Origin of the sequence: Pseudohongiella sp., assembly GCF_040877505.1 — a bacterium.
Lineage (GTDB): Bacteria > Pseudomonadota > Gammaproteobacteria > Pseudomonadales > Pseudohongiellaceae > Pseudohongiella.
The window spans coordinates 21102-41099 of sequence record NZ_JBBDNQ010000028.1; the positions used below are offsets into that span (position 1 = coordinate 21102).

Consider the following 19998-nt stretch of genomic DNA (forward strand, 5'->3'; position numbering starts at 1 on the left):
AAAACTCCCTGTCGTCCCCCGGATGGCAGGGAGTTTTTTATTATCAGAGCGGTATGGCATGACTGACAAAGAATTTTCCGGGTATCGGGCCGATGCTGATGTGACCTGGCGCAGGGTCGGGCAGCACTGGCCACGCCCATCGCAAACCTGGCGCCAATGCCTGCTTGACCCCGGGTCTCTGACGCAGCGATTGCAGACGTTGAGTAACGGTCATTTCAAAGTTCAGGTCCTGGACGAAGGCTGGATTTACGGCAGTCCGCATACGTTACCAATCTTCGGTAGTCGCAAAGCGACACAATTGATGTGGTCGCGCCGGGTGCTTTTGTGCGGGTATGATCAACCCTGGGTTGCCGCGCACTCGCTGATTCCGATCAGCAGTGTGCAAGGCTCATTGCGTCAACTGCTGTGGTTGCGCGACCGCCCTCTGGGAGGCTTTCTGTTCCGTCACCCGCATTTGCGCCGGGATGAGCCCGAGTTGGTCCGCATGGATGAGTGCTGGGGGCGGCGCTCGGTTTTCCATCTTGAGGGTAAATCCCTGCTGGTGGCAGAATTTTTCCTGCCCGAACTTATCAGGCAAATTCAGAATCAACAAAATGCGTTTAATACGACAGGACTCAGACCATGAGTAAAAAAGAAAGGACGGCTGTTGCAGGAACACTTGGCGGGTTGCGTATCGTTGACCTGACGCGAGTTCTGGGCGGGCCCTACTGCACCCAGGTACTCGGTGATCATGGCGCGGAAATCGTAAAGATTGAACCACCGCAAGGCGATGAGGTGCGGGACTGGGGGCCTCCGTTCCACGAGGGCGATGCCGCCTATTTTATTGGTGTCAATCGCAACAAACGGGCCATGGCACTTGATCTGCGCCAGGAGGAAGGCAGGAAACTGCTGCTGCGTCTTCTTGAGGATGCAGACGTGCTGTTGGAGAATTATAAACCCGGTACCATGGAGAAGTGGGGGCTGGGCTACGAGGACGTTCTGAAAGAACGCTTCCCGCGGTTGATTCACTGTCGCATCAGTGGTTTTGGTGCTGATGGCCCGCTGGGTGGTTTTCCCGGCTATGACGCGATCGTTCAGGCGATGGCTGGGTGGTTCAGCGTCAATGGCGAAGCAGACAGTAAACCAACGCGGCTGGGTGTTGCCATGGTTGATATGGGAACGGGGCTGTACAGTGCCATCGCAATACTGATGGCGCTGTATGAGCGCCAGCGCTCAGGGCAGGGGCAATACATAGACATGACACTGTACGACTGTGCAGTGTCCCTGATGCACCCTCACGTAGTGAACTACAATATGTCGGGGCAGATTCCTGTCGCCACTGGTAACGCGCACCCCAATATCAGCCCTTATGAAACCTTCAGAACCCGCACCGTCGATATTTTTATCGGCGCCGGCAATAATCGTGCATTCGGTAAACTGTGTGATGAAATCGGGGCGCGGGCGCTTGCGGATAATGCCCGTTTTGCCAGCAACGCTGACCGTGTCAGGAACCGGGAGAGTCTAAAGGCAGAAATTGAATCGCGATTGATGAAAATTGATGGCGATGAGCTTTGCCAGCGCTTGTTGTCTGCCGGGTTGCCGGCCGGGCCGATATACAACACTGCTCAGGTGGTGGAGCATCCCCATACTGTTCACCGGGACATGAACCTGTCAAAGGATTGGTACAAAATGACCGGCATACCTATCAAGTTTTCGCGAACCCCCGGGCGGCTCGACCGATTGCCACCGAAGTTTGGTGAGCACAACCGGGAAATCCTGGCAGAAATGGGCATCGTCGGAGACGCCTTTGATCAACTGGTGGCCAGCGGCATCGTGCCGGACAAGCGTAGCTGAGGGTCTGGGGTTCGTTTGCGTCTGTTACCCAGGCTCAAGGCTGTTACCCAGACTCAAGGCTGTTACCCAGACTCAAGGCTGTTACCCAGGCTCAAGGCTGTAAACAGTCATTGTCACATTGTCGGTGCGGACTGCTTTGCCATCGAGCAGGGCGGGTCGAAATTGCAGTCCTTGCAGGCCGTCCCGACCACGTATGCGGGCGGCAGTGCTGTCGGGTTCGGCTGCGATGACCCGTGTCCGATCTGTCTGTCCGTTGACACCGATGCTGAAGTGCAGGGTGGCGCTGATACCCGCTGCCTCGCTCATAAGTGAATTACCCGGCAAAGCCTCATAACGCAAACCGGGAATGCCATTGTGGACTATTGCCATTGCGGGCATCTCTACCTGATTGATGGTCGCCTGGTCACAGACCGGTTGCCTGACGTCCAGGCGGGCTGAAAAAGACGGCATTGGCAGTGGCACCGGACAGGAAAAAAATGCATTCAGGTCGTCCAGGGAATGCCCTGCCTGCAAAAAAAGTTCCCAGGCACGTGCGTAATAACTGCTGGCAGAGCCGGTTGTGTTTTGTCCCCGATCGGGTCCGGCGATTGCGCCAATGCGCAACTCGTATTGCTGACGCAGCAACACCGAGTCGCCCAGGTACAATTGCACCATGGCGGCAGCCTCCGGATCGGTGCTGGACAATTCTTCCGCCTCTTCGTTTGGCGGCGTCGACACAGACGCCAGTTCCTTGATCAGCACGTAGTGTCGCATCATGGCGGAACGATGTGACCGTTCGACAACCGTGCTGGTGCGCGCACCATAAGCCGCTTCAATATCCTGGATGCTGTTCAGACGCTCAGTCGGGCGTAAATTGCTGGTTTGCAGGCCTTGCGTGCGATTAATCAGCTGTCTGCTGGTATTGGAACTGTCCACTATCCCCAGGGCAATGTTCAGCTCCGCCAGTGCATGATCATAGATCATGGTCTGCATGACAGCTGGTTCAGCTGCTGTTTCGCGCGCCAGTGCCAGGGCTGACTCCTCAATGTCTCGTAGCTGGAACAGATAAGCGGCCTCGTGCTGGCGCGGTCCGCGGCTCAGCAGAAGGCGGGTCCAGTCGCGCATGACTTTGATATTATTTATTTTTTCGCTATCAGAAAGAGTGTTGGAGCGCTCCAGCAGCCACGACAGATAGGTCAGGCGATCCTGCATGCCCAGCCAGTTCTGTTGTGCCGCCATGATGGAGAGCTGGCGATGCACCAGTGCTATCTGGCCGTCTGTGTACAGGCCGTCATTGACGCGCAGAATCTGAATTTGCTGTTCGACGACCTCGTTGGCTTCTCTCAGTTCGCCAACGGAAATCAGTGCTTCGCTCAGACCGTTCAGCGCGTTCAGAACGCCGGGGTCGTATTGGCCCTGCACGCTTTGCAGCAGGGCTACCCGCTCGCGAAGAATATTGAGGTGCTCAACCTGCGCTGCCAGTGATGAACCGGGAGGCAGGCTGTCGTTCTGCGTCCTGTCTGAGGCTGCCGGTGAGTCGACAGATGCGGCAGCCCCGGCAGAAAACCACATGCCGAGGGCCAGACAGCATGCGCATATGGTCTTGCTTACAGCCAGGCGTGCGTCATCCCGTGCGTGTGTTGACGACATAATTCCCCTCCCCACTGATTATTGCCTGGGCGATGATGCTTGGCATGTTGCTGCCTTTGTTTGTCTTTGTCATCGCCAATGCGGGTGTTTCCTGAGTATATACAAAATATCGCCCCAGAAAAGTGATTGCGTCGACGACACAGGTCTTGTCGACGAGTGCTTGACTAAACATGGGGATTTAATTAGATTGCGCTATCAACCAAATGTTGCATGTAAATTTATGACTTTTTCATCCGATCGACTGTTTGCTCTGGCACTGCCCGCATTTGCGGCAGCTGCACGCCGTGCGCGTGCGGCGGCGCTTTGCTGCGCCTGCGCGACAGAGTGTGATGGGGAAGGGACTGATCGACTGAAATAAAGTAACAGTTAACAAACCAATCAAAAACCTCTGTGCGCCGACGGCCACAGAGGTTTTTTTTTGCCTGATTTTTAACCCTGTCGTTGACTGACATGATGTGATGAGCGAGGAGATTATGGACGTAATGCAAATAGAGGATTCACTGGGGCTGACAGTATGCAGGCGTCAGCCTTTGGTTATAGAGCGAGGCGAGGGCGCGTTTGTATGGGACGATCGCGGCAACCGCTTGCTGGACCTGACCGCTGGCTGGGGGGTGACAAGTCTGGGCCATGCGCATCCGGTCATACTGTCGGCGTTGGCAAACCAGGCTGCCTGCATTATACAAAACCCGAATTCGGGGTTTACCTACTCGCCTGCTCGCGCGCGCCTGCTTGTTGAATTGCAGCAGGTGCTGCCTGACGGGCTGGATCGCATCTATTTCGCCAACAGCGGCGCGGAGGCCAACGATGCCGCCCTGAAATTCGCCAGAAAGATCACCGGCAGGCAACGGGTGCTCGCGATACACAATTCATTTCATGGCAGGACACTGGCAACGCTGTCGGTATCTGGTAGCTCAGGCAACAGTGCGCGCTTTTTACCGAATGTACCGGGCAATGATTTTGTGAGTATTGACGAATTTGGCGCCGAAATCGATGGCGATACTGCCGCCGTTATCATTGAACCGGTTCAGGGCGAAGGGGGTGTCAAGGCGGTCCCGCACGATGTCCTGCAAACCCTGAAACAGCAATGTCGCTCACACGGGGCATTGTTGATCATTGATGAAGTGCAGACCGGATTCTGTCGTACCGGGGACTTTTTTGCCATCAGCGAAAGCGGCGTCACACCCGATATCATGACCATGGGCAAAGGCATTGCCGGTGGCTTGCCGTTTGCGGCGTTTGCCATGACGCAGGAACTGGCCGACGCTGTGCAGCTGGGTGATCACGGTGGTACCTATTGCGGCAACCCGCTTATGTGTGCCGTATCGGCGGCGGTTGTTGGTTGCCTGCGGGAGCAGCGTGTTGACAACCATGTGAAAGCTCTCGGGCAGGTAATGCTGCAGGACCTGAGGGAGCTGCAGCGCGCTTTTCCGGACCTCATCTGCGAGGTGCGGGGTCGTGGTTTCATGGTAGCTCTCGCCTTGCACGAGGATGCCTGGGTCTGGCCCTTGACTGATGCCTGTCAGCGACAGGGTGTCATTGTGACGCCGACCCGGAATGCGGTTGTGCGATTGCTGCCCAGCCTGCTGTTGACGGCCGGGGAATGGCAGCTGGGCCTGTCCGGAATACGGGCGGCGCTGGTCGAATTGCGACAGCAGTGCGCCGGTCAGGCGCGCTGTGCATGAGGTATATCACTGGTTGTTAGGCAGACTGCTGGTAGGCTAGTATGCAGGTCATCCGATTGCTCAATATTGTTGATATACAGGAGTTTATATGAAGAATAACAAGATGTTACTTGCCAAAAGGCCTGTTGGCGAACCGGGCGATGACTGTTTCAGTCTGGTTCAGGAGGATGTCGCTGAAATACAGGACGGACAAATTCTGATCAAGGTCCTCTGGTTGTCGCTGGATCCTTACATGCGCGGGCGCATGAATGATGTCAAATCATACGCGCAGCCGTTGCAGGTGGGAGATGTCATTACCGGCGAGTCCGCTGGCGTGATTGTGGCATCAAAGTCCTCTCGTTATGCGGTCGGTGACCATGTGACTGCCCATATGGGTTGGCAGACCATGATTGTCGCCGATGATGATGATCCCAGGCTGATGAAAGTTGACCTGAACAACGGCAGCCTGTCAGCGCACCTCGGCGTTGTCGGCATGCCGGGGCGTACGGCGTTTTTTGGTTTGACCGAAGTCGGTAAACCGCAAAGCGGAGAAACCCTGGTGGTTGCTGCGGCTTCAGGTGCAGTCGGTTCGGTGGTAGGGCAAATTGCACGTACCCTGGGTTTGCGCGCCATTGGTATTGCCGGTGGCGAAGAAAAGTGTCGCTATGTCAAGAAAGAGCTCGGCTTTGATGATTGCCTGGATTACAAGAGTGGCGATCTGGCGGAGAAGCTGAAAACGGCCTGTCCCAATGGCATCGACATCTATTTCGAAAACGTTGGTGGTGATGTCACCAGGGCTGTCGCTCCGCTTCTTAACAAGGGGGCGCGGGTGCCCATCTGTGGTTACATCTCGAATTACAATGACACGGACATTACCAAGGGCGAAACGCCCTTCCATATTCTGAAAACACTGGATGATGTGCCCGAGCACCGCTTCTTTGTTGTGACCGAGTGGCAGGATCGCTGGCCTGAAGCGACCGAAAAACTGGGCGCCTGGGTCAAGGCGGGTAAAATCAAGTATCGGGAATCTGTTGGCGAGGGCCTGGAAAACGCACCCGAGCTGTTCCGTGGATTGTTGCGTGGCCGCAATTTTGGCAAACAACTGGTGAAAATAGCGGACGAATGAGATGACTGAAACACACGTATCTTCTCTGGCTGTTGGGCGGCTGTTTGACCTGGCCGGTAAAACGGCGCTGGTAACCGGGGGCAGTAGCGGTCTGGGTCTGATTATGGCTGAGACCTTGCTGCGAGCCGGTGTGCGCGTGGTGATAGCCTCGCGTAAACAGGACAAATGTGATGAAGCATTGGCACAATTGCAGCCGCTGGGTGATTGCCAGGCGGTTGCTGCCGATGTCACGCAGCCAGAGGACCGGCAACGGCTGCGGGATTTTTTGCAGCAGCAGTTTGGTGAGCAGGGGCTGTCGATATTGGTGAACAATGCGGGTGCCAATTGGGGGGCCAAAATCGAGGACTACCCGGACGACGCCTTTGCCAAAGTCATGACCACCAATGTGAATGCGGTATTTTCGCTGACCCGCGAGTTATTGCCGCTGTTGGGGCTGGCTGCCACGGCGCAGGATCCGGCGCGGGTGATCAATATCGGGTCCATGGACGGCCTGCAGGTGCCTGTTGTGCAGCGGGTGCCAACATTCGCTTATTCGGCCAGCAAGGCTGCCCTGCATCACCTGACGCGAACCCTGGCTGTTGACCTCGGGCCTCGTCATATCACCGTCAACGCGGTGGCGCCCGGCTTTTTCCAGTCCAGAATGACTGATTATGTGTTACGCGAATTTGGTGATGACATTGCCGCTGACAGCCCCATGGGCAGGGCCGGTGAGCCGGAAGAAATAGCCGGCGTGCTGGTCTACCTGGCGTCACGGGCAGGTGCCTATACCAATGGCGCCGTGATCCCGGTTGATGGCGGAACCCATATCAGCAAAGGTACGCGAGCCTGGATGGAGGCTGATCAGCAGTAAGCGTTTCCGTGGCCCCGGTACGCTGTTATAATGATAGGCAGCAAAATTCATAGAAATTATAATTGCTATCAAGTGTCTGTCGACAAATACTTGTCGGTAGATGCAGATACCGTAATTTGCTGAAAAAGGTAGCTGAAAAAATTAGCTGAAGAGGGAGCAGACATGAGTTTATTCGATCTTGGCGGTAAAGTAGCGCTGATCACCGGTTCCACCAAAGGTATCGGTCTGGCTATCGCGACGCATATGGCCGACGCTGGCGCCAAAGTAGTGATATCCAGCCGCAACCAGGATGCCTGTGACGAAGTCGCTGCCGGTATCAACGACAGAGGTGGCGACGCACTCCCGGTGGCCTGCAACATCAATTACAAGGAACAGTTGAAGACACTGGTCGACAAGACCATCAAACATTTTGGCAAAATCGACATTCTGGTCATCAATGCTGCCCTCAATCCGTTCTACGGTCCGTCTCAGGACATCCCCGATGAGGCCTTCGACAAGATCATGCATTCCAACATCGGCAGCGCGCACCGGTTGTGCCAGTTGGTGTTGCCAGGCATGGCAGAAAACGGTGGTGGTGCAGCCATCATCGTGTCGTCTATTGCCGGGCTCAAAGGCACTGACGTGCTGGGTGCCTACGGTATCTCCAAGGCCGCGGATATGCAGATAGCGCGCAACCTGGCGGTCGAATGGGGTCCGAAGAATATCCGTGTCAACTGTATTGCCCCGGGGCTGATCAGGACGGACTTTGCCAAGGCGCTGTGGGAGAATCCGGAGACTTACAAAGCAACGGTGTCAAAGTACCCCCTGCGCCGAATCGGTGAGCCGGACGAGATAGCAGGCGCGGCGATTTACCTGGCATCTGATGCCGGCAGCTTTACCACGGGACAGACACTGGTTGTCGACGGTGGTGGCACTATCACGGGGTGAGAGTACAGGCACTGGGTGAGTACAGGCACCGGGTTAATAGTAACCAGACTTTTATAACACGAAGAATATCATGAGGAACCGCGAATGAATCTTGGACTGTCAGAAGAAATGCAAAAAGTGCGCGAGAAGATTCGCGAATTCGTCGAAGTTGACGTCGTTGCTGTGGAGAAGGAGTACCACGACGAAGTCAGTGTGGGCGATCGCTGGTCTCACACGCCACGGCAGGACGAAATCATGGAAAGTCTCAAAGCCAAGGCCAAAACCCTGGGTTTGTGGAATTTTTTCCTGCCCAAGAGCCAGGGCGGCGCTGGCATCAGCAACCTGGAATATGCACACCTGGCCGAAATCATGGGCCGCAGTCGCCTGGCTTCCGAAGCATTTAACTGCAGTGCACCGGACACCGGCAATATGGAAGTGCTCGAACGTTATGGTTCGGAAGAACAGAAAGAGCGCTGGCTGAAACCTTTGCTGGCCGGCGAAATCCGTTCGGCGTTTGCCATGACAGAGCCTGATGTTGCCTCATCAGATGCCACCAATATCGCCACGCGTGCGGTACTCGATGGTGATGAATGGGTCATCAACGGTGAAAAATTCTATATCTCCGGCGCTGGCGATGCGCGATGCAAAATCATGATTGTGATGGTGGTGACCGACCCGGAAGCACCCAAACACAGCCGCCAGTCGCAGATACTGGTACCGATGGACACCCCCGGCGTTGATGTTCTGCGACCGATGGAAGTGTTTGGCAAGGACGATGCACCGCACGGTCATATGCACATCCGGTTCAGCAATGTCCGTGTGCCAAAAGAGAGCATCATTCTGGGCCGCGGGCGTGGTTTTGAAATTTCTCAAGGGCGTCTGGGGCCAGGTCGCATCCATCATTGCATGCGTTCCATCGGCGCTGCTGAGCGCGCACTGGACCTGATGTGCACACGGGCGCTGAGCCGTGAAGCGTTTGGCAAACCGCTGTCAGAGCTGGGTGGTAACTACGATGTGATTGCTGACAGCCGAATCGAAATTGAGATGTGTCGACTGCTGGTTTTCAAGGCTGCCTACCTGATGGATACCATTGGCAACAAAGCGGCCCGTGATGCGATTTCGCAGATCAAGGTGGCTGTGCCCAATATGGCTTTGCGGGTTATTGATCGTGCGATTCAGATGCACGGCGCCACGGGTGTGTCGCAGGATACGCCGCTGGCTGCGTTGTGGACGTCACAGCGCACACTGCGCCTGGCTGACGGCCCGGATGAAGTCCACCGCCGGGTTGTTGCGCGCAAGGAACTGGCACGCTTCGCCTGAATCAGGAACTCGCGCATTGAAAATTGCCATTGTCGGAACCGGTATCGCTGGTCTTACTGCCGCCTACAAGCTGCATGACCAGCATGATATTACTGTATTCGAGGCCGATGACCGGCTGGGCGGCCACACGGCGACCATTGATGTGACTGTTGATGGTCGTCGGTATTCGGTTGATACCGGGTTTATCGTGTTCAATGACTGGACCTACCCCGGTTTTATCACGCTGATGGACGAACTGGGGGTTCGCTGGCGCGACTCGGACATGAGTTTTGGTGTCAGTTGTCAGACCAGTGGCCTGGAGTACGCCGGGGTCAGCGGTCGCTTTGCCATGTACGACGGGTTGTTCGCACAACGCAGGAATCTGCTCTCACCGTCGTATATCAGTATGCTGCTCGATATTCTGCGCTTCAACAAACAGGCCATCAGTGCTTGTGAGCAGGGACAGATTCCGGACCTGCTGCTTAAGGACTATGTACAGCACCTGGGCTTGAGCGACAAATTCAGAGACTATTATCTGGTGCCCATGGCCTCTGCCATCTGGTCGACGCCGTTTCGCCAGATGCTCGAGTTTCCGGTCCGTTTCATGCTGCCGTTCATGTATGCCCACGGCTTGCTGAATGTGCACAACCGTCCGCGCTGGCGCACCCTGGTCGGTGGCTCAAGTGCCTATATCAAACCCATGAGCGCGGGGTTTGCCGATCGGATTCGGCTGTCGACCCCTGTGCTTGGCCTCGAGCGTTCTGCCAATCACGTAACCTTGTACACCAACGACAGCGCGGAGCAATTTGATCAGGTTGTGCTCGCCTGTCACAGTGATCAGAGCCTGGCGTTGTTGCGTGACGCCAGCGCGGATGAGCGTGATGTTCTGTCGGCCGTGCGCTACCAGCCCAATGATGTGGTGCTACACACCGATACCTCGGTGATGCCTGCGAACAGACGCGCGTGGGCGAGCTGGAATTATTACCTGACCGCTGACCGCAGTGGACTGCCACGTGTCACTTACGATATGAACCGTCTGATGGGGATTACCGGTGACTCACAGTTTTTAGTCAGCCTGAACGATACCGACCGGATAGATGCAGCAAAAATACTGGGCCGGTTCGACTATGCCCATCCCGTCTTCAGCCGCGACGCAGCGCATGCCCAGACACAATGGTCACTGATCAACGGTGTTCAGCGCACCTGGTATTGTGGCGCGTGGTGGGGCAAGGGGTTCCATGAAGACGGTGTGGTCAGCGCACTGCGGGTTGCCGGGGCGCTGACCAGTCAAACCTGACTCTCAGAGTGAGGTGACCAGGTCTCAGGTCAGATTGCCAATTTCACCCGGCCAGTCCCTATTGTGTGGCAACTCGCGGCGATACAGTTCCTGCAGAGACAATGTCTCCATATCCAGTAACAGCAAACGCAGATAGGATGCCTGATCCTTGTTTTCCGCGCTCTGACCTACCGTCAGTAAAATGCCGGCATCCAGTGGCGACCATTGCAGATTAAAAATCCGCTCATCGGTGGTGAATGCCACCCATGGGTCGGCGTCGGTCAGGGCCGGGCGCAGGTTCAGGCTGGAAATGCCGTCCCGAAATTCAACGTAAGCCAGCAACTGGCCATCGGGTGTCAACATCGCCTGTCCGGGTCTGAGGTCCGTTGCGGGTGGTCGCTGTAGCGTCTGCAGGGCATTTTCTGGCGCGTTGCCAAGCCTGGTAATGTACAACGGTGCCGCAGCGCTTTCCGCCAGGTTTGTGGGCAGGGCCCGTGCATCCTGCCCAAGTCCGGAATCGGCATGCCCGGACGAGCCGATAACCCGATCGTAGACCGGCGGCGAGACGTGCTGTGCATCTGCGGTAAATGCCGGATCTGTTGGCAGCTGTGCCACCGGTAAACGGCTCTGGCCGTCATCACTGACCCGCAGCACCAACGCCAGTGCCAGAATAAAGCAGGCCGCTATGCTGGGCGTCCAGCGTGTGATCCAGCGTCCCGCGGCAGTTTTGCCTGACGGTGGCAGCGTTGGCTCATCACCCGGGCGTCGGCTTTGCAATGGGCGCACAGAGTGCGCATCGACAACAGTCGGTGTCCGGGTCAGCCGATACCCGCGTTTGGGTATGGTCTGGATCAATGCCGTGCGATTGGCGCCCGGTGGTGTCAAACAGCGACGCAGATCAGACACCGCGCGGGTAAGGGAGTTTTCATTGACCACAACCCTTGGCCACAGCACCGAAATGATGTCGTCACGACTGACCACAGATTCGGCAGACGCGGCCAGCAGGCACAGCAGGCGCATCAGCCTGGGTTCAACCTGTTGTTGCGCCTGACCGCCCCCGGCCTCGCCAGCATCGCCCCGGAACCTGATCAGGTTGCGTGTCGGATAGACATGCCAGCAATCCAGCACGAACGCCCGGCAGCTGATCAAAGCTGCGTATGACACGGCGTTCTCTGCGGGGTCCGGCTGTGTATTGGATTCGCTCATGCTTGTGCTTTCCATATCGCTCATGGCTGTTGCTGTTCGCTCATGGCTGTTGCTGTTCATATCTTACCGCAAGGCTATGTCCATATAGGACCGCGGCAGGCCCAAAAAGTGCCAATTTCACAAATTCTGGATGTTTTTTTCCGGTTTTCCTCAGGTATATGGCGTCTGACGGGCCTATCTTCAAGTCCGTAGTCGGGCAGCGCTGATACCAGCCTGACCCTATAATTTACGGAGGTTACTGGCGATGACATCACAAATCAGGTTCAAGAGTTTCACACACAGGTATCTGCTCAAGGCCATGCTGGCTGTGGCTGTTATGGCCGCCGGACTTGCCTCAATAGCATCTCTGCAGGCGGAAACACAGCAGGTTTACGACAACAGCATGCCGTCTCTGGCCCCCATGCTGGAAACAGTCACCCCGGCAGTGGTCAATATTTCGGTTAGCCGGGTAGAGCGCATGCCTGATGTATTCGGTTTCGGGAGCAATGGACAGCAGCCACCGGTCAGGCGATCGCGAGGTGCCGGTTCCGGTGTTGTCATAGACAGCGAGGATGGCTTCATCATCACCAATCACCATGTTGTGGCGGGCGCCGATGCCATCACGGTGGGTTTGCTGGATGGCCGTGTGCTTGAAGCTGAGTTGATCGGCAGCGACGAACAGACAGATATTGCGCTGTTGCAGGTAGAAGCCGATCGCCTGAGCGCGGTTGAGCTGGCGGACGTCAGTCGCTTACGGATTGGCGACTATGTGGTAGCAATAGGCAATCCGTTCGGCATTGGTCAGACAGTGACCTCCGGCATTATCAGTGCGCTTGGACGCGCCGGCATCAACAACGACAACTACGAGGACTTCATTCAGACGGATGCGGCCATTAATGTCGGCAACTCCGGCGGGGCGCTGGTTGATCTTCAGGGGCGTCTGGTCGGTATCAACACCGCCATCATATCGGGTTCCGGGACCAGTTCCGGTGTCGGATTCGCAGTGCCGGTCGACATGGTTGCGGCGGTCGTGACTCACCTGGAACGTGATGGCGTCGTCCGGCGCGGTCAGCTGGGGGTCATCATTCGGGACCACACGCCCCTGGTTGAGGAAACGCTGGAACTGGGTGCCGAGCGTGGTGCCCTGATCATGCAGGTCATGCCAGGTTCGGTGGCAGATGAGGTTGGACTGCAGGTCTCCGACCTGGTGGTTTCCATCAACGGCAAGAACATTGTCGGCAGCCGGGAGTTGCGCAATGCGGTTGGCCTGGCAGGTGTCGACCAGGAACTGGAACTGGGCATTCTGCGGGACGGAGAGCCCGTCAGCGTCACTGCCTTGATCGTCGCCGGCGAAGATCAGGCATCGGTTGCGACGAACGGTGAGCCCAACAATGCACGTCGGGCAGATGAGACGCGGTTTCTGGGCGCACGCTTACAGGATGTCGTGGGTGCGGAGACTGGTGTTGAGATCGCGGATGTTGATCAACGCAGCCCGGCGTGGGCGGCAGGTCTGCGTCCCGGAGATATTGTTCAGGAGGTAAATCGCCAGCCTGCAGCATCGCTGAGCGAGTTTAATCGATTGTTGAGCAAGGAACCCGAGGTAATTGCCCTGGGTGTAGTGAGGGGTGGACAAAAGCTGTTAGTGATTTTGTCCTGAGCCCTTTTTAGCCGGTCTGCCGCCCTGGCAGGCCGGTTTTTTTATGTTGATTGCAATGTCTGGCATTGACTGCCAGGGCTGCAAACACTTGCAAATTCCGGGTGACATGGTATTTTCCATGGCAAATCTCTACACCCACGGAATGCCGTATTTTGCCAGTCACCGCAAAACTCCGCTTATTATCAATATTCTCTGATCCACGATGTGTCGTGTCCGTGATCTGCTCCCTGATATCGACGCTGGCGCTGGCCGATGATCCGGCTCCCTCAACTTACTCAACATCCTCAGCATCGCTGCTTCAGCAGGGCACCCAGCCGACGTTCTATCAAGTGCCCGGGCAGTTGCCGACGCCGATAACGCAAGGCGATATTGCTGACTTCAGCACCTACAAGCGCTGGTTGCAGCAGGAAGTGACGGAACAGGGAATTCCGGGTGTGGCGTTGGCGATTGTTTCGTCGTCGGATATCCTGGATTTGCAGACCTACGGCCTGCGGAGTGTGCAGCAAGACCTGGCGGTGGACAGCGATACCGTTTTTCGTATTGCCTCGGTTTCAAAAACGTTTGCCGGCACCGTGGCCTCGCAATTGGTAAGCAGCAATATATCCACCTGGGACGAGCCCATTTCAACCATCCTGCCCTACGATATTGGCACCGACGCCGCGACCAGGCAGATGACACTGCGGCATGTGCTCAGTCATACAACCGGGCTGATGCCACACGCCTTCTCCAATATGCTGGATGCCGGTGTGGCCTATCAGAAGATTCAGGAAAAATTTCACGAAATTCCTACCGTATGCCCGCCCGGTAGCTGCTATGGTTATCAGAATGTGGTCTTTTCCCTGGTCGCCGATGTTGTGGAGGTCAGCCTGCGAACCACATACGATGATTTTGTGGTGGAGAACATCTTTCTGCCGCTGGGCATGAACCAGGCATCGATGGGCTATGAAGCGTTCCGGGACAACCCCAATGCCAGCTCACCTCATCAATTCGCACGTGGCGGCTGGCGCCTGAGTTCGGTAAATGAGGCTTATTACACAACCGGGCCGGCGGCCGGCGTCAATGCAACCATCCTTGATATGGCCCGCTGGGCCCAGGCCAATCTTGGCGGCGCACCCGACGTGCTGCCTCGTGCACTGCTCGATATTCAGCATACACCCGTGGTAGAAACGCCGCGCGGCAACTACTTCAATCGCTGGCCAAAAGTCAAAAATGCCTGGTACGGCCTGGGCTGGCGAATTCTGGATTATGACGGCATGCGTGTGATTCATCATGGCGGCGGTGTGCGTGGCTACCGCTCCGAGATTGTGCTGGTACCAGCTTACGATATAGCACTGGTTGTCATGTTCAATGCTGAAACCCGGCTGGCCAACGATGTCGTACCGCATTTTCTGGATAATCTTCAGGCCAATATCAACGCGCTTTAACCGGCGTTCCCCGAGCCATCAGACGTTAATTTGCAGAGAACACTATGAATGACACCCTTGATTTGTTGAAGTCCCATCGCAGTATTCGAAAATTCAATGAACAGGCGCTGCCCGCAGGTTTGCTGACGGATATCCTGGCCGCTGGTCAAAGCGCAGCCACCTCCAGTTTCCTGCAGGGTGCCACCGTGATTCGGGTAAGCAATCCGGAGAGCCGGGCGCAACTGGCGGCATTCGCGGGTAATCAACCCTATGTAGCCAGTGCGGCCGAATTTCTGGTGTTCTGTGCTGACGTGCGCCGGGCGGGCAACTGTTGTGAACGGTATGACAAACCTTTTTCAGGTGATTACACCGAACACTTTATCATTGCCACCGTTGATGCAGCCTTGATGGCGCAAAATACGGTTGTCGCTGCCGAGTCGGCCGGGCTTGGCATCTGCTACATCGGTGGGCTCCGCAACAACCCGCGCCAGGTGTCTGATTTACTGAAACTGCCGGTGGGTGTTTACCCGGTGTTTGGTTTGTGTCTGGGATACCCGGACCAGGACCCTGAGGTGAAACCCAGATTGCCGTTGTCCGTTATTGTCAAAGAAGAGGTCTATGACGATAGCCAGGACGCCGCTGTCATTGAAGAATATGACGAGCGCGTGCGGGCGTATTACCGTACGCGAACCGGCGGCGGCCATGGCATTTGCTGGAGCGAACAGGTGGCTGCCCTGCTCAGTGAAAAAGCCCGGCCACATATGCGGGGTTTTCTGGCTGAACAAGGCTTTGACATGAAGTGAGTAACAGGCAGCGACTGGCGTGCCTGTCAAATGACCCTGATTGATCGCAGCTGGTCGATGTCAGCCTGCGAATATCCCAGCTCCTGCATGATCTGATCCGTATGTTCACCCAACAGCGGTGCACGGTGTTTCACCGCGGTTGGTGTAGCAGACAGGCTGAACGGGGTGGTCATGACCGGGGCGGCTTTGGCTGCGCCGGGATACTCCAGCTGCTTTAACATGCCGCGTGCTGCTACATGCGGGTCATCCAGTACCTGTTGTGGTGACATCACCGGACCCGCGGGTATGCGAGCCGCTTCCATGGCCGCCAGAACCTCTGAGGAACTGCGTTCTGCGCACCAGCGAGCCAGGCGCTCGCTGATCAGTTCGCCATTGTCGCCGCGGGTGATGTCATCCTTGAATCGTGGATCGTCCAGCCACTCCGGTTCACTCATCAACTCCACCCAGCGCGCGAACAATGGACCGCCAACGGACTGAATCAGCACCCAGCCGTCCCGTGTCCTGAAGGTGTCAGCAGGTCCTGATGTCTGCGACCGGTTGAGGGTCGCGCTACGGTTACGCTCAATCATGGCCTGTTCAATCAGGGTGCCGTTCATCATGGTCAGTGCCGTATTGAACAGGGAGGCTTCCACCACCTGGCCCTGACCGGTTTTCTGACGTTCCAGCAGCGCCGCCATGGTGCCAACGGCGCTGAGGCTGGCGGTACCAAAATCAATAAAAGGCGCATAGGATTTAACGGGTTGCTCCGGGGTGCCGGACATGTACATGGCGCCCGACATGGCCTGGCCGAGTCCGTCAAAGCCCACCCGGTTGCTGTAAGGCCCGCCGGTACCAAAGGCTGAAATCATGGTCAGGATAATGTCAGGTTTGATTGCCGTCAGGCTGTCATAATCCAGACCCATGGCATGCAAGGTGTCCGGTGGCAGGTTGGCGACAACAACGTCAGCGCTGGCCACCAGCTTTTTCACGATCTCCCGGCCTTCGGGTTTCATCGGGTTCAGGGTCATGCCCAGCTTGTTGCGGCCCATCTGCATGAACAGGGCGCCATCACCGGTATCACTGACCGGGGACAGGAAACGGTCTTCACTGCCTTGCACTTTCTCGATACGAATGACCTCTGCGCCCATGTCGCTGAGCAGGCTGGCGCAAAATGGCCCGGCAATGTAGCGACCAAAATCCAGTACCCGAATACCTTCCAGAACGTTGCTCATCTGTGTCTGTTTCCCCCTGAATTAAACCTGGCCGGATTCTATCACAGCTCTGGTACGGCGCGCTGCCGGGTCGGCGTAGCGTCCGGTTTACAAACACAAGGCCACTTCTGGTACTCTTCGGGCATCAAGTTTTTTTGCAACTGAAGGTGGAAACCATGAAATCGTTGAAACTGCTGGTCCCTGTTTATACTGCCGCTATTAGCATTGCCGTTGTGCTGGGTGCTGGTTCGTTGCAGGCAGCGGAAAATCCGGGTTATGAATTTGACCCGGGTCGCAGCCAGGGCGGGATCGGCAAATTTTACATGGGTCGTGAGATATCCGGTGTCATGGGCCACCAGGCGGCCGGCTGGCTGGAGCGGGAACAACGGACACATGAGGAAATGCCTGACGAGGTTGTCGCCAATATGGGCCTGGAGCCCGATCATGTGGTCGCTGATATAGGTGCCGGTACCGGTTATTTCAGTTTCCGAATGGCGCCTCTGGTGCCCGAAGGCAGGGTACTGGCAACCGATATTCAGCCAGAGATGCTGGAGCTGCTGGAGCAGCGCAAAACGGAGCTGGGCATCACTAATGTAGAGCCCGTCCTGGGCCGTATAGACGACCCCGGTTTACCGGCAAACAGCGTGGATGTGGTGCTGCTGGTTGATGCCTATCATGAATTTTCGCACCCGTTTGAAATGCTGGATGGCATCAACGAAGCACTGAAACCGGGCGGGCGCGTGATTCTCATTGAATATCGCGCCGAGGATGACAGCGTGCCCATCAGGCCCTTGCACAAAATGACGGAAGAGCAGGTGGTGCGTGAGATGAGCGTCTTCGGCCTGAACTGGGATGACACGCTGGACTTTCTGCCCTGGCAGCACATGATGATTTTCAGCAAACCTGAGTAGCACTCAGGTTGTACATCAGAAGGTCTTGCGGACCTTCAGCGCCAGCTTCTGACCATTGCCCCAGCATGCGTTCTGGATCTCGCTGATATTGCCCGAGGCAGCGGAGCCGTTGTAACGGACGCGGTTGCGGCAGGTTTTTTCGTCCAGCGTATTGTTGGATTCCAGCCGGAAGGTGACGTCATCAAACAGCACTGTCGACACAAACATGGTCAGGCTGGGCCCGTTGTCGATCTGGTCGATGGTATTGACCTCGATATCGCGCTCGCCGCCATTAAGCGGGTGCCCGTAGTCGAAGCCATAGTTCAGGTTCCAGTTGACTATGTCGTGCTGGAAGCCCAGTTCAGCACGGCCGCGGCCATTAATGCGCTCAGTGCTGCCGAGTATCGGGTTGGTCACCTCTGAATCAAACAGATACAGACTTGATGAGAGAATGGCATCAGGCAATCCCAGGATACCGAGTCGGGTGCTGCCATCCAGATACACCCCCCAGCGCTTGGCATCACCAATATTGCCGGCGGCCGACACGGGCTGGTCAGGGTTGCTGGAGGCATTGATGCGACCGATCTGGTCTTCCAGGTCGCGCATGAAAAACCGGGAACTGACGACGCCAGCATCGTTGGGAAGGCGGTATTCCATGGTGAGTTCGTAACGTATTTCCTGGGTCGGCACCAGGTTCGGGTTACCGGCGTCAGCCTCTTTGTCATTGTCGCTGGTATTGGCCGTGGCCGAGAAGTTGGCGAAGCTCAGCTGCTGAACCTGCCGCGCCACAGTTGCGCGCAGTTGCAGTGAGCTGGTGATGTTGAAGCGGTAATCGATGGACGGGCGCCAGAACTGGAAATCCCGGCTCTGGTTCAAAGCGCCGCTCTGGCTGATTTCCGACGTTTCATAAACCAGGCTGCTCTCCAGTGTCATGCGATCATTCAGTGTCCAGTTGTGAACAGCGAATCCTTCGTAGCGCATCTCTTCAACGCTGGAACCCAGATTGGACAGGCCCAGCGCAGGACGAAGGTTGCCAAACTGCGGAGAGGGCGCCGCAGTGCCGACGTCCCGGCCGATCAGCAGGCTGGAATCGAGAATGGTCTGCGCGCGCTCAGCGCCCAATTGCATGTCCTGAACGTCTGACAAGGACCAGCTATAGGTGCTTTGCGCAATGCGCTCCCGGGTTCGGCTATTGGACTCGATATACAGCGACTTGCGTTCGGCGTCTGATGATTGCGGTGCATCGTTTTGAAAGCGTTCGCGGATATTGTTGTCGGTTTCATCATTGACGACAAACAGGAACAACAAATTGCTGCCGTCGTCGAATTCAAGCTCATAGTCACCGCCAAGCTCCCAATTGTTTTTCACATAGTCGATTGGTTCGCGCTCGGCATGGTCAATAACATCGGGTGTTTGCGGGTTGCGGTATTGACGGACGGAGTCGACAGGGTGATCCGAGGTGCCGTAAAGTGCGTTTAACTGCATGCGATGCTGGCCCATGCGGTAGCCCATTACGGTGCTGGCTTCATAGGCCATGCGGTCACGAGTCTTGCTCTCGTCCATGATTTCCGTTGGCACCAGCCCGGGGGTGTAGCTGGTTTCCAGGCGTTGTTCGCGGTTGTATTGCGGATCTGCCTGCAGATTGAACAGAGCACTGAAGTTGCCTGTTTGCCGACTGTGAGAAATGGAGGCGCCGGGCTGCAAGGTGCCGTCAGAGTGACGGTCACTGCTGATCTCGACTGACGTGCTGGCACGGGTGTCCGCATCCTGCAATACAACATTGACGACCTGTCCGGAGCCACGAACAGCCAGTTCACTGGAGGTGCCGCGAATAATTTCGATACGCTCAACTTCGCGGGCCGCAATACGTCGCAGCTGGTCCCGGGGGGAGTTGCTCTTGCCGGCCAGGCGTTGGCCATTGATCAGCAGGTCACCGCCGCTACCCAGGCCGCGGCCACCACCGCCATCACTGATGCTCACGCCGGGGATCCGGTCTATCATGTCATTGACGGAGATCGGGTTGTAAGGCTGGAAGAAAGACGCCGGATAAATCACGGTGGAATCTTCAGCGCCCGTATCAGCGAACTCCTGAGCAATTTCGTCAGCATTTGCCAGTTGGCTGGTATTTGTTAAGCTGATTGCCATAAGGCCGAGCGCGCCGATACGAAAAAACGGCGAAATGGGCGAGATAAGCATGCTGCGAATCATTGTGGATTCAGTCCTTGTGCTTGCGTAAAGTAGCAATGGGGTTGTCAACGTTTGGAATAACTCTAATGTTATCAAAAAAATG

16 protein-coding genes are annotated in these 19998 nt (G+C 56.4%); 12 read left to right on the forward strand and 4 right to left on the reverse strand.

The window, feature by feature from the left end; genetic code table 11:
• The first annotated feature begins 58 nt into the window (after positions 1-58).
• On the forward strand, positions 59-625 hold the full coding sequence (locus WD071_RS09760; protein WP_368048183.1) for a chorismate lyase: 567 nt from the start codon (positions 59-61) through the stop codon (positions 623-625).
• Positions 622-1833, forward strand: coding sequence for a CaiB/BaiF CoA transferase family protein (locus tag WD071_RS09765; protein WP_368048184.1), 1212 nt, complete (start codon positions 622-624; stop codon positions 1831-1833). Before WD071_RS09760 ends, WD071_RS09765 begins: the two co-directional genes overlap by 4 nt.
• Before the next feature lie 81 nt (positions 1834-1914).
• On the opposite strand, the gene WD071_RS09770 is transcribed toward WD071_RS09765, so the two are convergent.
• Positions 1915-3462 carry an energy transducer TonB gene (locus tag WD071_RS09770; protein WP_368048185.1) on the reverse strand — a complete coding sequence of 516 codons (1548 nt, stop codon included), beginning with the start codon at positions 3460-3462 and terminating at the stop codon, positions 1915-1917.
• Positions 3463-3935: 473 nt separating this feature from the next.
• Between WD071_RS09770 and WD071_RS09775 the strand changes: the two genes are divergently transcribed.
• From WD071_RS09775 to WD071_RS09800, 6 genes are all read left to right on the forward strand, one after another.
• Positions 3936-5144 carry an aspartate aminotransferase family protein gene (locus WD071_RS09775; protein WP_368048186.1) on the forward strand — a complete coding sequence of 403 codons (1209 nt, stop codon included), beginning with the start codon at positions 3936-3938 and terminating at the stop codon, positions 5142-5144.
• Positions 5145-5232: 88 nt separating this feature from the next.
• On the forward strand, positions 5233-6249 hold the full coding sequence (locus tag WD071_RS09780; protein WP_368048187.1) for an NADP-dependent oxidoreductase: 1017 nt from the start codon (positions 5233-5235) through the stop codon (positions 6247-6249).
• Position 6250: 1 nt separating this feature from the next.
• Positions 6251-7099 (forward strand): SDR family oxidoreductase, encoded by an 849-nt coding sequence (locus WD071_RS09785; protein WP_368048188.1) that lies wholly within the window; start codon positions 6251-6253, stop codon positions 7097-7099.
• Positions 7100-7261: 162 nt separating this feature from the next.
• On the forward strand, positions 7262-8026 hold the full coding sequence (locus WD071_RS09790) for an SDR family NAD(P)-dependent oxidoreductase (protein ID WP_368048189.1): 765 nt from the start codon (positions 7262-7264) through the stop codon (positions 8024-8026).
• Between the two features lie 84 nt (positions 8027-8110).
• The gene (locus WD071_RS09795; protein WP_368048190.1) at positions 8111-9325 is read left to right on the forward strand and encodes an acyl-CoA dehydrogenase family protein; all 1215 of its coding nucleotides are present in this window, start codon (positions 8111-8113) and stop codon (positions 9323-9325) included.
• Positions 9326-9341: 16 nt separating this feature from the next.
• Positions 9342-10601 carry an NAD(P)/FAD-dependent oxidoreductase gene (locus tag WD071_RS09800; RefSeq protein ID WP_368048191.1) on the forward strand — a complete coding sequence of 420 codons (1260 nt, stop codon included), beginning with the start codon at positions 9342-9344 and terminating at the stop codon, positions 10599-10601.
• 24 nt (positions 10602-10625) lie between these two features.
• On the opposite strand, the gene WD071_RS09805 is transcribed toward WD071_RS09800, so the two are convergent.
• Positions 10626-11786, reverse strand: coding sequence for a transcriptional regulator (locus WD071_RS09805; protein ID WP_368048192.1), 1161 nt, complete (start codon positions 11784-11786; stop codon positions 10626-10628).
• 244 nt (positions 11787-12030) lie between these two features.
• On the opposite strand from WD071_RS09805, the gene WD071_RS09810 reads away from it, so the two are divergent.
• The 3 genes from WD071_RS09810 to nfsA all read left to right on the forward strand — a co-directional run bounded on the left by WD071_RS09810 (position 12031) and on the right by nfsA (position 15628).
• Positions 12031-13422 carry a Do family serine endopeptidase gene (locus WD071_RS09810; RefSeq protein ID WP_368048193.1) on the forward strand — a complete coding sequence of 464 codons (1392 nt, stop codon included), beginning with the start codon at positions 12031-12033 and terminating at the stop codon, positions 13420-13422.
• A gap of 209 nt (positions 13423-13631) precedes the next feature.
• Positions 13632-14846 carry a serine hydrolase domain-containing protein gene (locus WD071_RS09815; RefSeq protein WP_368048194.1) on the forward strand — a complete coding sequence of 405 codons (1215 nt, stop codon included), beginning with the start codon at positions 13632-13634 and terminating at the stop codon, positions 14844-14846.
• A gap of 44 nt (positions 14847-14890) precedes the next feature.
• Complete coding sequence (gene nfsA / locus WD071_RS09820; protein ID WP_368048195.1) at positions 14891-15628, forward strand: oxygen-insensitive NADPH nitroreductase; 738 nt, start codon at positions 14891-14893, stop codon at positions 15626-15628.
• Positions 15629-15654: 26 nt separating this feature from the next.
• Here nfsA and WD071_RS09825 read toward each other — a convergent pair whose 3' ends face one another.
• Positions 15655-16839, reverse strand: a complete 1185-nt coding sequence (locus WD071_RS09825; protein WP_368048196.1) for a CaiB/BaiF CoA transferase family protein — start codon at positions 16837-16839, stop codon at positions 15655-15657.
• A gap of 155 nt (positions 16840-16994) precedes the next feature.
• Between WD071_RS09825 and WD071_RS09830 the strand changes: the two genes are divergently transcribed.
• Positions 16995-17729: a class I SAM-dependent methyltransferase gene (locus WD071_RS09830; protein WP_368048197.1), complete on the forward strand. Its 735-nt coding sequence runs from the start codon at positions 16995-16997 to the stop codon at positions 17727-17729.
• Between the two features lie 15 nt (positions 17730-17744).
• On the opposite strand, the gene WD071_RS09835 is transcribed toward WD071_RS09830, so the two are convergent.
• Positions 17745-19904, reverse strand: a complete 2160-nt coding sequence (locus WD071_RS09835) for a TonB-dependent receptor plug domain-containing protein (protein ID WP_368048198.1) — start codon at positions 19902-19904, stop codon at positions 17745-17747.
• Positions 19905-19998: the final 94 nt, after the last annotated feature.